Here is a 14,035-nt window from a genome sequence, read left to right as displayed (position 1 = left end):
GGAACTCGGCCGTGTAGCTCGGGGTATGTTTCTTGTTTGTCATGAGGCTCACCTTTTAAGAGTTTTACTCTCCGGTAAACCCGGGGCGGTTCACTAGCGCCTGATCCCGCGCTCCGGTCAAGTTTCCGTCGTCGTCGTGGATTACCGCGGGAGAGTCTGCCAAAGCATAGCACGCCCCGCAAGGTACGGCTCACGACGCTTCAGAAGAGACCGGCTGCCTTCGGCGCACCAGAACAACTGCCATTTGCCCAAGAACTGTCAACAAGGCCAACCACATTGCCGCCAGTGGCAGAAGAACCTGCCAATGAGCATGCTTCAATACAACGCTTGACCCAAGCAGCAGTCCGGAACTCCAGCAGTACATCGAAATGATTGCGATCTGAGAGATGATAAGCAGGCGCGCAGTCGGAAGCGCGATCATAGCGCTGCCCACACTGGCGCGCAGTACTGGTATGACGACGCGACTGATTGCCAGCGAGTTGACCACCAACAGAGACATGACGCCGATCTTGAGCCATAATTTTGGTGAAAACGAGCTGATGTCAAATGCCGTGCGCACATAGATCAACGCAATCCCGGTCACCCAAAGTCCGCAAAAAGCGGCAAATATCCAGAGGTGAAGGCGTTCAAGACTGCGGATATCAGCGAAGTTGATCGGGTCGCCCAACGTTCTGAACGTCCGAAAATCGAAATAGACCCCGGTCCCCATACCTGCCGCAAAACAGACCAAATGCGTTGCCCGCAACACATCGATAAGTGCTTGATCGTAATCCATTGGCTGCTTTACAAAAAATATACTGGTACAGGTACTCTCGCGGCAAACAGATAGCGGAAACAATGCTGTCTGGTAAAGTCTTTAAGCCAATGACCTTACGTTTTACGAAAACCCTAAAGAGGAGCGCGGGGGGCTGTCACAGGCTGCGATCCAGGGGCCGATGATCCAGCCGCTTCACTACGGCTGGCGCATTCGATGGCCTGATACAGCATTTCGGCCCATTGTCCGAGCATCTCAACGATCTCCGCGCCAACCAGTCTTCTCGGTCTCAAAGATGCGGATCTTCGTACGCAGCCCCTCGGCCCAAGCGCACGGGTGTTTGTCAGCATTTAGGCGCGGACGTCACGCCGTAGCGGTCTGAAGTGAGCCCGCAAAATTGGACAACGTGCTGGGATGTATCCAAGACCGACGACGGGAGGCACAAGTGACGACGGGACGCAGAATGTGGGCGATCAGCCGTGGCGAATTTGACGATCCAGCGCCGGACCGTCGCGTACGAGACGTCCACGCCACGTGCCAGCATCCTCAGCTCAAGCTCACCCTGAATCCGCCAGACATCGTCTACCAAGCGATCCACCGGCGTTGATTTCCGCAAGGGATGCACAGGCTAGGCAGCCTGATCGGCTCAGTGTCACTCGCCGTAGCCGCGTGTCAAAACTCGGTCGACATGCAGAAGTGCGCGTTCCAGGGATTTTCGCCAGAAGATCCAGTCGTGGCCACCTTCGCTGACGCGAAAACGGTGACGTATACCGGCGTTTCGAAGGGTAATGTGCAGGTCCGCCGTTCCTTCAAAAAACGGATCATCTGCACCGATGTCAAAATAAAAACGCGGCACGCGGGCAAATCGGGCCGGGTCTGTCCCCGATACCAACGTGTCAGCCAGTAGTGATCGCCAAGCCTCGTTCAAACGCTCCTGTCCGCTCAGATCCGCGCCCAGGACGCCTGCGTAGCGACTCTGATAGGCTTCAGCAGAAAGGCCAAGAACCTGCTGTTCCGTCCGAAAGGCAGAGCTGATCGCCGCGACTCCGGCAAACGCATCGGGCGTGCGCAACTGGTAAACGATGCCGGCAAGCGCCCCCATCGAGATACCGAGAATGGCGCGTGCGTCGCCGCTTCCTATCGCTCGATGGCGCGCTTCGACTGCTGGAATGAAATCCGTGTAGAACATTCTCTCCCACTGAACCGCTCCATTGTGGTCGTTAAGAAAATAGGTTGCGACCTCATTGGCTTGATCACGGCGGCCGTCGGGCGCAATGGCGATAAGCGGGCGGATCTTCCCCTCCTGGATCAGGCGGTCCAGCATCTGATCGATACCGCCAAGAGTGAACCAGTCGCGTGGCTGGCCCGTTCCACCGCCGTGTAGAAGGTATAGGACAGGGTAGCTGCGATCATCCTTGTCATAGCCGGGCGGCCGATAGATTGCGTAATGGACCGGGCGCCCCAGGGTTTCGCTGGCTACAGCATTGTCAAAACGCACATCAGCGGTAGCCGGAGTGCCGAGCAAGCCGATCACGGACGACAGGAAAACCACAGCACTGAGGAAGACGCGGTTGATCTTGAGATCCCCCATCTGCATGACAAACATGATACCCGGCGCAGGATTTCCGCTCGTTACCCAAGCGCGGTATCTTTGAAAGCATGATTTCGCAAAGACTTTCGATTGGCAAGGCTACCGGCATGCATCCCTTCGGGGGCTATGATGCTGCGACCGAGCCCCGTCGGCATCGATGTGCCAGAATGGGTTCGCAATGAGCCACAAATCGGGGCGGTTACAGTATAATAGCCGGGAAGAACCAGCGCTGCGCTAGAGTTCTCTCAAGAGCTCAATTCCCCGTTTGAGGGGTATTGCCCGGATGTCTTTGGCCACTGGGACATCGCGCTCTCCGGCGTAGATCAGCAGCTTCCGGCTGGCTTTGACGTCTTCTGCGCCGGTGTGGAAACCACGAGAAACCTTCGGCGCAGTCGTGCGCTTGATCTCGACGGCCCAGATGTCGCCACCGGGCAAACGCAGAACCAGATCAAGCTCGGCTCCGGCAGAGGTGCGATAGAAGAAGGGTTCGGTGCCGGCGGGCGCCGCGGCAAGAAGGGTCTCGATGCAGAACCCCTCCCAACTGCCGCCGACGACGGGGTGCCCGAGCAAGCTTTCGGTCGTACCAAGACCCAAAAGGGCGTGCACGATCCCGCTGTCGCGCACATAGACCTTTGGCGATTTCACCAGGCGTTTGCCGACATTCTCATGCCAAGGCTGCAACCGCCGGACCAGCATGAGATCGACAAGCAGGTCGAGGTAGCGTCCAATCGTTTGCCCCGATACTCCGAGCCCTTCAGCAAGGGCCGCAGCATTCAGCAGGCCACCTTGCACATGCGCCAACATGGTCCAAAAGCGCCGCAAGGTTGCGGCCGGAATACGTGGCCCGAGGGCAGGGATGTCACGCTCCAGATAGGTGCGCAGGAAATCCAGACGCCAGTCCATGCTGGCCTGATCGCTGGCAGCCAGGAAACTGTCAGGAAACCCGCCTCGCAACCAGAGTGCATTCAACTGGTCAGCCCCCACTTCGGTAAGTTGCAAAGGGGGCATTTCGATATACCGGACACGCCCGGCGAGGGATTCAGCCGATTGTTGCAGGAGAGCATTGGAAGCTGACAATTGGCGCTGACGTCAGCCAGGGCATCGCGCCGCCGCAGCCCATTACGGTTGATGAAGATTATTTCACTCACCAAACACCGATCATCGGCGCGGGGTTTGCTGTGTGACTTGGGAAAGAAGGGCTTGAGGCGCGCAATCTCCGCATCAGTCAGCCAGAAACGATGAGACATATTCACCGCTTGTCTTTGAACTGCGAAACAAGCCTCCAAACAGAAATCAACGCATCCCAACCCTATGCACCGGATGTCAGTAGATGGATGCTCCGATTAATCTGCATTGCCGTACTGCATTGCCAGACTGTGCTTGGCAGAACAGTGATCGTGCCCGTAGGATAAAAACGTTCGGGGTAGGGGGACGATCACCTGTCATCGGGTTTGTGCAACATAGCTATCCAGATGGTAGTTGATCTGGGCTGACTGGAGAAAAAGTGTTTGCGTTTGTTTTACAGAGTTTGACATCGCTGTTGCTTGCAGCTGTCTTTGTTTATGGCGTTTTTACCTCGAAATGGTTGAGAAAACGGGAACGATTGCAGCAGCTTTTGCTGGGAATCATCTTCGGGGTGATGGTGATTTCGCTGGGCATGAATTCCATCTCTTACAAATTGATTCCGACCCAATTTGACGCGAAGGCGGGGCCTCTGATTTTTGCGGGATACCTTGGCGGTCCGATCGGGGGGCTTATCGCCGGGCTTTGCGGGGCGCTTTACCGGGTGTCTTTCGGCGGCCCCGCGACCGACATTGGCGTTTTCATGAACTTCGGCACGGCCGCGCTTGGCGTTGCGGCATTCTATATCCGACCTTCAAAGAAGTGGCCGAGCGTCGACACTTCGGCGATTGCATTTCTTATTCCGGCATTTGCCTTGCTGCACCTTGTGCCGTTCTGGTACCTTGGCAAAATCAGCGATGCGCTTGATGGCTTTGCCGAACCTGCACAGATTGTCACGGCCTTTTTCTTTATTGGTACGCTGTCCATCCTGGTGACGTGGCAGATCCTGGTTTACGCCTTGCACTTTGCGGATTCCGTGAACCGGGCCGATGAACTGGCAAACAAGCTCGATTTTGCAATGCAGGCCTCTGGTCTGGGCATGTTTGATCACCAAAGAGGTGACGACGGCCCCTATTTCGATGATGCGATGATGTCGATCTACGGGCTGGACAGGGCGCCGGGGATGGTGCCGATAGCGGACTGGAAGGCGCTGATCCATCCCGATGACCTTCCCCGCATACAGGCAAGCATGCAGCGAACCTGGGCAGGGAACAACGATCTGCAACAGATGGATTTCCGCGCTTTCAGGCCAGATGGGACGCTCCGCTATATTCACGCATCCTGGACGATTGAGAGAGACAGCGACGGCACGGTAAATCGTGTCACTGGCATGCATGCCGACCTGACCGATATTCGCCTGGCTGAACAACAACACAAAACCTCGGCTGAACGGCTTGCTTTGATTGCCGAAAAGCTGCCGGGCGCGATCATCGAAACAGACTTCACCGACATGGATAAACCCACGCTTCTGTATGTCAGTCCCAGATGCCTTGAAATATGGGGATATACCGACGAGGAGTTGCTGGCAGATGTCTCGCTGCTGCCAAAATCACATGACGCCGAAGATCTCGACGCCTTCGTTCAGGCGCTTGAAAACGGCCTCAGGACCGGAGAGGACGTTCATTATCGTTACCGGATCACGGCCCGTGACGGAAAAAGCAAATGGCTCGATTTTCATGGCAGCCCCACCAATGACAATGGCCGTACGCTTCTCAAGGCAATCGTCCTTGATGCGACGCGGGAAGTGGAGGCACAGAATCAGGTTGAGAAAGAGCGCGAAATCTCCAGGCGGGCACAGAGGAATGAAAGTATCGGCCAGCTGACGGGCGGCGTGGCGCATGATTTCAACAACCTGCTCGCCGTGATCATGGGCAATCTGGAATTGCTTCGGATGGATGACGATCCGGCAAGTCAGCATGAGCTGATCGACGCCGCCATAACGGCCACCTTGCGGGGCGCTGACCTGACCAAGAACATGCTGGCCTTTGCCCGCAAGGCCCCGCTCAAACCTGTCGTACTCGACCTCAACGACGTGGTGCGGGAGGCAAAGAACTGGATCGTGCGCACGTTGCCGGAAAGCGTTCAGGTTGAAACCTCGCTGCTTGCCGGTTTGTGGCCCGTAGAAGCGGATCGCGCCTCGCTTGAAAGTGCGTTGCTTAACCTCACACTGAACGCACGCGATGCGATGCACGGGCAGGGCAGCCTGACCATCGAGACGGCGAATGTGCGGATTGACCAAGCCTATATCGACTCGCGAAACGAAGAACTTGCCCCGGGACGCTATGTCATGCTTGCCGTCAGCGATGACGGGGACGGCATCCCGGATGATGTGATCGACTCTATCTTCGAGCCGTTCTTCACGACAAAGCCGCCCGGGTTGGGCTCCGGTCTTGGGCTGTCGATGACAGTCGGTTTCATGCGTCAATCCGGCGGCACTATCCAGATCTATACCGAGGTCGGCCAGGGCACGACGTTCAAACTCTATTTTCCCGCCGCGACCGTGCCACTCGAACAACAGCACGCCCCGGCGATTACCGTGGAGCAATCAGGCGACAGAAAGACGAAACTGCTTCTCGCGGAAGACGAAGACGCTGTGCGGACGACGCTGGTCAAGATCCTTGAGCGGGCAAATTACCAGGTAACCGCAACCTCGTCCGGGGACGCGGCTTATGACATTTTCAAGGCGGACCCCACCTATGATCTTTTGCTGACAGATATCGTCATGCCGGGGGAGCTGCAGGGAACGGGCCTTGCCAAGGCTTTGCGGGAACGTTGGCCCGATTTGCCGGTCATCTTCATGTCCGGCTATGCAAGCGAGGCAACCGTCCATGGGAACGGACTGCGACCCGAAGATATACGCTTGATGAAACCCGTGCAGCGTGCTGACCTTCTGGCCGCCCTGGAACAGGGGCTTTCCGGGTCCTGACTCGGCATCGGGTTGGCCAGTTGGATGCAGTGCCGCCAACTGTCCGATGATCACCCAGCTGCTGGTCTGCCCCCCTGAAGCCCAGAGGGGGCCGTTCGCAGTTTCTATCCGTTTGGACATGCCCAAACCTTCAACCGGGTGGCGACCTACTCCTCTGCTTCTTTGTGCAGCGGATTTACATCGGATACATGGAATGTAAGATCGAGAGATACAACCTGTACGGCATCAACCTTTGGCGGTATATCTGGACGCCGGTGATCTGGTTGCAAGTAACGAGGGCGGGGACGAATGGCGCGAATTTCCGAGTTTGAACAGTCAGGAACGGACAATATCGAGGTGGCAATCACGGCCACGGAATGGTCGCTTCTGTCAAGCGGGCTTGCCTTTCGGATCACCACATTCGACCAGAACGGCAATGAAGCGATCGACACGATCAATGGCGGGACGCTTTCATTCTTTCTGCCGACCGACCCCAATGACTGGGTCTTCGAGGTGGACACGGGCGAGTATGTCTATGTTCAGGCTGTTCCTGGCGGAAGCTTTTCAGACAACAACCACAACGTGTCTTATCAGGGCTTCACACTAAGCTCGATCAACGCGACTGGCTTTGACACGGTTTATGACGCCTACATGGTCGGTGGGTTCGGATCGGCCTTCGATAACAGCTTTGCCAGCGCCGTAAACTCATCAACCATTATCCCACCGGGCACCGTTTTTACTAATATCAGCCAGCAGACCGTGACACCGGGTGGCGGCAATAACGATGCGACCCTGAAATGGGATGCGCCGGATATCGATACGCCGGTCGTTACCCGCGGTTCCGATCTGGGCAATACCGGGACGGCGCCTCCGCCGCCGTGCTTCGTGACCGGCACATTGATCACCTGCGAGGATGGCGAACGTCTGGTCGAGACGTTGAAGGTGGGCGACCGTGTCCTGACCGAAAAGCGCGGGTTCCAGACAATCAGGTGGATCGGTCGGCGGCGCTTTTCAGGGCTGGATATCCTGGCTGACGACAGGCGGCGCCCGATCCGCATTGGGGCAGGGGCACTGGGCAACGGTCTTCCCCGTCAGGATCTGCTGGTATCACGGCAACATCGTATGGTGGTGGCATCCGACGCGGCCAAGGGGCTGACCGGCGCGCGCAGGGTCCTGATTGCGGCCCGGCACATGACAAAGTTGAAGCGTGTCTCGCTTGTATGTCCGGCGCGGGGCGTCACCTATCACCATATCCTCTTTGATCATCACGAAGTGGTTTTTGCGAACGGGGCCGCGACGGAAAGCCTCTATCTTTCAGCCACGGCAGAAAGCGCGAAACTCCTGCAAGGGGATGACCTGTTGCGGATCGAGGAGCTTGGCCTGTTGGACGAGGCCGTGCCGCCGGCCCTGCCGATCCCGGCAAATCGCGATCAAAACGAGATCGTGAGGCAGCTTGCCCGGCCGATGCCGGTGGTCGCTGATGCCGATATGCAGCGCATGGCAGAGGCTGTCTGAAACCCTCAGGCGCGGGGCATGCGTGGCGTAATGTCGCGAAACAGAGGTGGAACCGGGGTCGACATGCAATGAAGGCCTTGCGCAACTCTGCCGGTGCGATCATGCAATAGCTTGTGAGTAGTGAAAATCATCCTGCGGCCGTGACTTTGCCAAGCCTCGGCTGGGCCTCGTTCTTTGAAGAGCAACTTGGACCCGACGACAGCGGTCAGCTGCCCTTGCGCGTCGCCACCGTCCATCGGTCGCGGATGACGGGCCTGTCCACCATCGGCACGGTCAGGGTCGGCTTGCCCGCACATGTGAACACGGCGCAATTCGCCGTAGGCGACTGGGTTTTGGCCGATCCGCAGAGCCACCTGTTGATCCGGCGGCTTGAACGCCGTTCTTTGCTGGAACGCCAGACGGTCGGCGCACGCGTCCCACAATTGATTGCCGCCAATTTGGACACGGTGTTCATCGTCACGTCGTGCAACGATGACTTCAACCCGGCTCGGTTAGAGCGCTATCTGGCACTCGCGAATGAAGCTGGGACGAGAGCAGTGATCGTCTTGACCAAAGCCGATCAAACACCCGATCCGGCCCCCTTTCTGGAACAGGCGGCCGCCCTTCAACGCGGGCTGGAGGTCGTGTCTGTCAATGCCCGATCACCGGACGCTGTCGGGGTGCTGGCGCCGTGGAGCGGGGTCGGGCAGACTGTAGCACTGATCGGGTCATCCGGCGTTGGCAAGTCGACGCTGCTGAACACGCTTGCCCGTAAATCCGAAGATGCAAAGCAGGCCACGGGGGCGATCCGCGAGGATGATGCCAAAGGCCGGCACACAACCACGGCGCGGTCGCTGCACAAGATCGAAACCGGCGGTTGGATCATAGATACCCCCGGCATGCGCACACTGCATGTCAGCGACGTCTCGTCCGGGCTGGAGACGCTCTTTGCCGAGATCACCGAGCGCGCCCCAGACTGCCGCTTTCGCGATTGCACCCATATGCATGAACCCGGATGCGCTGTGCAGGCCGCGGTCGCCGCGGGTGAGCTGGACCTTGCCCGTCTGGACCGTTGGCGGAAACTGCACAACGAAAACCTGCAGAACACGCCTGTGGAGACGGGCGCGCGTGGGAACAGGAAATCGGGCCCTCGGGGCAAGTTCCGCTAACGCTTTGAGCCTGACACTTCGCGGTAGCGGCCGGTTTGGCGCAGCACTGCGCGTTGAGCGCCCGTCTGTCAGCCTGCGCTTTTCACGCTTTCTACGTCACTCAGCCTTGCAATATTCTACTTGGCATCCATATACCATCCAGACAGATGGAGTAGGGATGATGAGCAACGTTCGACAGCTGCGCGACAAGACGGCTGACAGTGAAAAGATCACGATCAACCTTGGCTATGTGGATCTGGGCCGGATCGACTTGCTGGTGCAGGAAGGGTTCTATTCCAATCGGAGCGATCTGATCCGGACGGCGATCCGGAACCAGCTTGAAAGCCATGTCGAGGTGGTCAGCAAATCGATCGAGCGTCACACGATGGAACTTGGCCTGCGCGATTACACGAAGGCCGATCTCGAAGCGCTGAAGGCTGCCGGGGAAGTGTTGCACGTCAAGGTCGTGGGGCTTGCGCGGATCGCGCCGGATGTCACGCCGGAACTGGCGCTCGAAACCATCGGATCTATCTCGGTGCTGGGGGCTTTGCAGGCCAGCGCGGACATCAAGAAAGCACTTGCAGACCGCATTAACTAAGGTGCGCACCCCATATCAAGGATACATGAAATGAGATTTTTCAAAGCTGGTGCCACGCACCGGGAGCCCCAAAACGCACGCTTTGCGGCTGCCAAAGATCTGGTCCAGCGTACATTGGCGCGGCACGGTCTTGCGCCGCAAACCGGGGCCACCGATGGCGCGGCCTCTCCGGCGACGTCTTCGATCAACGATCTCTTGTCGCAGTTTACGGGCTCAGCCGCGGCACCCGTTGCCCCTTCGGCAGAGCTTCCCGTTGGCGCGGCCTTTCTGGACGAGACATTCACCTGCGCGGCGGGCAGCCGAACCTTCCGCACCTACATCCCTGCTTCTGCCGTCAAGGGCGCGACCGGTGTCGTCGTCATGCTGCACGGCTGCACGCAAACGCCAGAGGATTTTGCCGCAGGCACCGGCATGAACCGGCTCGCCGAAGAGCGGCGCTTCATCGTGGTCTACCCCGCGCAGTCGCGGCGCAACAATACGCAGTCTTGCTGGAACTGGTTCAGCCGCGCAGACCAGCGCCGCGATCTGGGCGAGCCTGCGATCCTCGCCGGGATGGTGCAGCAGGTCTGCGCAACCCACGGCGTCGCGCAGGACCGAACATTCGTGGCGGGGCTGTCGGCGGGGGCGGCCATGGCCGTGATCCTGGGAGAGACCTACCCGGATGTCTTTGCGGGTGTCGGCGTGCATTCGGGCCTCGCTTACGGATCGGCGAAGGATGTCCCCTCTGCCTTTGCGGCCATGTCCGGGACGATGGCGGAGCCTGCGCAGAAACTGACGCAGATCCCGACAATCGTGTTCCACGGCACCTCGGACGCGACCGTTCACCCGTCCAACGGCGACGCGGTCGCGCGGCAGGTCAAGGACCTGGGACCGGGGCAGACGATTGAAATGGTAGAGCGCGGTGAAGCAGACGGACGCGCGTTTTCCGTTCTGCGCTGTTCGGCCGCAAATGGGGAGCCGACGCTTGAACACTGGACGGTCTCAGGGCTTGGTCACGCATGGTCCGGCGGTCATGCCGAGGGGTCTTACACAGATCCGAAAGGCCCGGATGCCAGCGCGGAAATGGTCCGTTTCTTCTTTGATCAACCCAGTAAGGGGCTTTGACAAGGGCAGAGGTGGTCGAATTTCCAGGACCACCTCTGACAGCCGCTTGTGGGAGGAGACAGAGCAGCGTGACCCGGTTTGCCATCCAGTCAGAAACCGGTCCTCCGCGTTGCAAGAACAGTGCCCCAGGCTGCGGCGCAGATGATCATGCAGGCGCCAAGAACGAAGCGTAACGAGATTGGTTCATTGAAGATCGTGTAGCCGACGGCAGCGGAAATCACCAACGAACCATAGCCCAGAACGGCCAGAAATGCGGCCTCGGCCCGTTTATGCGCTTGCAGGAAACAGAACTGCGCCGATTGTGCGAAAAGGCCGACCGCCAGCAAGGCGGGCCATTCTTTTGCGCTGACCTCTTGCCATGATGCCAGCGCGAAAGGCGAGATCAACACGGCAAGTCCGCCAGTGTAGAAGGTCATCAACACGATGGTCGGGGCAGATTTCAGGCGTCGGGTGACGATCACCGCGCCAGTCCCGGCGAGGATTGTCAGCACCAGGGCGGGCAGCCCCCAGTTGAGGCTTCCGGTTCCGCTCGGGTCGACTGCGATCAACACACCCACAAGCGCAACCATCCCGGCCAGCCATCGCCGTGGCGTGACGCGTTCAGACAGAAACAGCGCGGCCATCGCCATGAGGACAAGGGGTCGGGTGAAGTTCATTGCGGTGAACAGGGCAAATGGCAAGCGCGCAATGGCGAAGAAACTCGCCGTGAGGGTGACCGTGGACAGCATCACCCTCAGCATGTGCAGCGGCAGATCATCAGGCTTTGCAAAGGCCGCGCGTTCACGCCAAATCCACGGCAGCATCAATGTCAGGCCCGTCACGGCGCGAAGCAAGACGATCTGCGTTGGTGGGAAATCCAACCCCACGGCTTTCACGATGCTCAACGCCCAGATGTACAGGCACATATCCGCGATCAGCCAGAGCCCGCCCGCGAGATTGCGGGCAGGCTCCGGCGTGGCGCTATGCATCTCGCGGCGCGACGAGATTGGCGAAGAGCCGGAAAGCGCCCGGCGTCAGCTGTTCCATCTGGTGATGCAGGATAAGCGACGTGTGGACGTGTCGGCCCTTCCCGATCTCGGCCGATAGCAGCGCGCCCTCAAGCGGCGCTTCATCTGCGTCATGCATCGACAGAAGAGGGGTATATGCCGCGTCCCAATCCTTTGCGAAATACAGCCCGCGTTCCTTGTGCCATCCCGCCCAGTCGTCGGGACCGATCTGATTGGGGCGGTGCAGGATCTCGTGGTCGTTCAGAACCGTGACATCGGCATTCTGATCGGTCACTCGCCAGCGCAGCGACGGCTGCCCGATCTCAAGCCGCGCGGGCGGGGTTGTGTCCGGGTCCCAGGCGTCCCAGGGGCGGTGGTACAAGGTAACCAGCGTGCCGCCTTTGCGAACCCAATCGTGGATCCGCGGCATGGCCTGGGCCAGCCCTTCGCGGAAACGGATGGCGAATATCCCGATGACGATCGTGTTAAACCGGGCGAGGCGCGAGGGTGTCTCGAAATCGCGGTCGTCAAGCGGCGTCACGTCCAGCCCGATGGCCGCCAGCCAGTGATCGACACGGTCATTGCCGCCGCCGATATAGCCGATCCGCGCGCCGGGCAGCTTCACGTTGATCGCGCGCAGGGTGGTTTCTGCCGGGCGCGCCAAGGCGCGTGGCGCAACATGCGGATAGGCGATGCGGGTGATCGATTGCGCGGGCTGCCCGTCCAGCGTCAGCCGCAGGGTATAGGCGCCCTCTGGCAGCGCTTCCGGAAGGGTCACGTCGAACCCTTCATCGGTGCGCACTGACCGCCAGCCATCCGGCATGTCCAGCGCGGGTTCAGCGCCTTCGGGATGAATGTCCGAGACAGCGACCGACAGACGCCGCTTAGGCCCGGCAGTGTTCAGGACAGCCATGCTGGGCGTCAACGTGGCGGAGCGGGCGGGCAACACAACAGGCGGCAGCGACAAAGGAACACGGATACTGGAGGCCACGCCATGTGCTGTGATCAGCGCCTCAAGGCAGGGGGCGGCGGGAAGGCCGGGCAAGTAGGTGTCGGGATAAGGCGTGCTGGTTGCCGCATCTTCAGGCACGCGCAACTCACCGGCAACGGCGGCCCACCCGTCAGGCAGGCATGGCTCGACCTTCAGCGCTTCGACGTCGCCCTGACGTGTCTCGATCGAGACGCCCACACGACCGCCGGGACGAACGAAATCTGCGCCGGTAAATCCCAGAACCTCGGCACGTGCGGCGTGGTGGATGGCATGGGCAAGCTGCTCTTCCTTGCGGTTCAGTTTGTGGCCGAATGCCGCGCGTTCTGCGGGGGTCAGGGCGGCATCGCCCCGGCGCAGGGCCGCCAGCGCAGCGCTTAGTTGCGCCAGCATTTTCGCTGTATCGGGAAAGGCCGCGCGCGCCGCGTCACAGCCCATTTGCGCGGCTTCAAGATGGGGGCAGGGCTTCAAATCGGTCAGGCGCAGGGCAAGACCGCTTCCCAACTTGGTGTCCGGCCCGTTTACGCGCGTGTCCGCGAGGTGCAGGGGAAAGTGCCTTTCCCTGCCCGCGGCGACCCATTTGCCCATCGCCTGGGTGGCGTGACAGGCACGGGACTGCTGGCCAATGCGCTCAAAACTCCAGCCAGTGACAGGGTCCAGACCTTTGCCGGGAATAACGAGCGTGCCGAGCGGTGGGGGCAGGTCGTCATCATAGGCCTGCCCGGCGCCCGACCACGCCGGAAGGTAAAGTTTCTTCACCTGCCAGGGCGGCAGATCGCTGCCGGGAAAATCCGGATCGGCGGCCAGATCCATCACCTTATGCGCCGCCTCTGTCATGGCCCGGTGATGGCCGTGTTGCCCGGGCACGTCCAGAAAGGTGGGGCAGATGATGTCGGGACGTTCGCGTCGCAGGATATGCACGAACCGCGCCAGCGTCCGGTCGCGCCCCCAATAGCTAAGCGTTTCCGTGCCGGACTTGGAAAACCCGAAATCAAAGATGGTGTCTTCCGGGGTCTCTGACAGCCAATACATGCGCAGGCCCAGAATATCGCAGGCGGCTTCCATCTCGGATGTGCGCAGGACACCGAGCGCTGCCCCGGATTCGGTCCCGATATCGTTCTGCCCGCCTTCACCGCGTGTCGAGCAGGCATAGGAGATGTCGACCCCGTCGCGCCACGCCAATGCGGCCAGCATCGCCGAGGTTTCATCGTCCGGATGCGCGCCCGTGTTCATGAAGCTGACGACCGTCTGCAATGGTTGCAGCGCCCGCCACATGCGAACGATATGGGCAGAGCGGCTTTCGGCGGAAAGGCGGGCAGGTTGGGTGAGGGGCATGGAACCTCCG

General features: G+C 59.8%; 10 protein-coding genes and 1 pseudogene. 5 read left to right on the top strand and 6 right to left on the bottom strand.

Annotation, left to right across the window (positions count from 1 at the left end):
• Positions 1-190: 190 nt before the first annotated feature.
• From EDD52_RS21795 to EDD52_RS21780, 4 genes and pseudogenes are all read right to left on the bottom strand, one after another.
• Positions 191-775 carry a hypothetical protein gene (locus tag EDD52_RS21795; RefSeq protein ID WP_132248739.1) on the bottom strand — a complete coding sequence of 195 codons (585 nt, stop codon included), beginning with the start codon at positions 773-775 and terminating at the stop codon, positions 191-193.
• Positions 776-1,406: 631 nt separating this feature from the next.
• On the bottom strand, positions 1,407-2,360 hold the full coding sequence (locus EDD52_RS21790; RefSeq protein WP_132248738.1) for an alpha/beta hydrolase: 954 nt from the start codon (positions 2,358-2,360) through the stop codon (positions 1,407-1,409).
• Positions 2,361-2,579: 219 nt separating this feature from the next.
• Entirely contained in the window at positions 2,580-3,353 is a 774-nt protein-coding gene (locus EDD52_RS21785) for an ATP-binding protein (protein WP_481374239.1), read from the bottom strand.
• Between the two features lie 89 nt (positions 3,354-3,442).
• Positions 3,443-3,592 (bottom strand): annotated as a pseudogene (locus EDD52_RS21780) (transposase); the annotation flags it as partial.
• Between the two features lie 257 nt (positions 3,593-3,849).
• Between EDD52_RS21780 and EDD52_RS21775 the strand changes: the two are divergent.
• From EDD52_RS21775 to EDD52_RS21755, 5 genes are all read left to right on the top strand, one after another.
• On the top strand, positions 3,850-6,393 hold the full coding sequence (locus tag EDD52_RS21775; protein WP_279389287.1) for a PAS domain-containing protein: 2,544 nt from the start codon (positions 3,850-3,852) through the stop codon (positions 6,391-6,393).
• A gap of 288 nt (positions 6,394-6,681) precedes the next feature.
• Positions 6,682-7,887 (top strand): Hint domain-containing protein, encoded by a 1,206-nt coding sequence (locus tag EDD52_RS21770; RefSeq protein WP_132248736.1) that lies wholly within the window; start codon positions 6,682-6,684, stop codon positions 7,885-7,887.
• Positions 7,888-8,000: 113 nt separating this feature from the next.
• Positions 8,001-9,035, top strand: a complete 1,035-nt coding sequence (gene rsgA, locus EDD52_RS21765; protein ID WP_243652064.1) for a ribosome small subunit-dependent GTPase A — start codon at positions 8,001-8,003, stop codon at positions 9,033-9,035.
• A gap of 160 nt (positions 9,036-9,195) precedes the next feature.
• Complete coding sequence (locus tag EDD52_RS21760) at positions 9,196-9,612, top strand: CopG family transcriptional regulator (protein WP_132248735.1); 417 nt, start codon at positions 9,196-9,198, stop codon at positions 9,610-9,612.
• A 30-nt stretch (positions 9,613-9,642) separates the two neighbouring features.
• Positions 9,643-10,716, top strand: coding sequence for an extracellular catalytic domain type 1 short-chain-length polyhydroxyalkanoate depolymerase (locus EDD52_RS21755; protein ID WP_132248734.1), 1,074 nt, complete (start codon positions 9,643-9,645; stop codon positions 10,714-10,716).
• Positions 10,717-10,805: 89 nt separating this feature from the next.
• Here the strand turns inward: EDD52_RS21755 and EDD52_RS21750 are convergent, their stop codons facing one another.
• Positions 10,806-11,684 (bottom strand): DMT family transporter, encoded by an 879-nt coding sequence (locus EDD52_RS21750; protein ID WP_132248733.1) that lies wholly within the window; start codon positions 11,682-11,684, stop codon positions 10,806-10,808.
• The gene (locus EDD52_RS21745) at positions 11,677-14,025 is read right to left on the bottom strand and encodes a PIG-L family deacetylase (RefSeq protein ID WP_132248732.1); all 2,349 of its coding nucleotides are present in this window, start codon (positions 14,023-14,025) and stop codon (positions 11,677-11,679) included. The genes EDD52_RS21750 and EDD52_RS21745 overlap by 8 nt, the downstream gene beginning before the upstream one ends.
• Positions 14,026-14,035: the final 10 nt, after the last annotated feature.

It is taken from the genome of Primorskyibacter sedentarius, assembly GCF_004342065.1.
Taxonomy (GTDB): domain Bacteria; phylum Pseudomonadota; class Alphaproteobacteria; order Rhodobacterales; family Rhodobacteraceae; genus Primorskyibacter; species Primorskyibacter sedentarius.
The sequence above is the reverse complement of the archived record's forward strand: the minus strand, read 5'-3'. Positions and strand labels throughout refer to the sequence as shown.

Excerpts from the sequence above, each read along its gene's own strand:
- EDD52_RS21790 (WP_132248738.1), bottom strand. The coding sequence starts at position 2,360 with ATGTTTGTCATGCAGATGGGGGATCTCAAGATCAACCGCGTCTTCCTC.
- EDD52_RS21795 (WP_132248739.1), bottom strand. The coding sequence starts at position 775 with ATGGATTACGATCAAGCACTTATCGATGTGTTGCGGGCAACGCATTTG.
- EDD52_RS21755 (WP_132248734.1), top strand. The coding sequence starts at position 9,643 with ATGAGATTTTTCAAAGCTGGTGCCACGCACCGGGAGCCCCAAAACGCA.
- EDD52_RS21770 (WP_132248736.1), top strand. The coding sequence starts at position 6,682 with ATGGCGCGAATTTCCGAGTTTGAACAGTCAGGAACGGACAATATCGAG.
- EDD52_RS21745 (WP_132248732.1), bottom strand. The coding sequence starts at position 14,025 with ATGCCCCTCACCCAACCTGCCCGCCTTTCCGCCGAAAGCCGCTCTGCC.
- EDD52_RS21750 (WP_132248733.1), bottom strand. The coding sequence starts at position 11,684 with ATGCATAGCGCCACGCCGGAGCCTGCCCGCAATCTCGCGGGCGGGCTC.
- EDD52_RS21785 (WP_481374239.1), bottom strand. The coding sequence starts at position 3,353 with ATGCCCCCTTTGCAACTTACCGAAGTGGGGGCTGACCAGTTGAATGCA.
- EDD52_RS21760 (WP_132248735.1), top strand. The coding sequence starts at position 9,196 with ATGAGCAACGTTCGACAGCTGCGCGACAAGACGGCTGACAGTGAAAAG.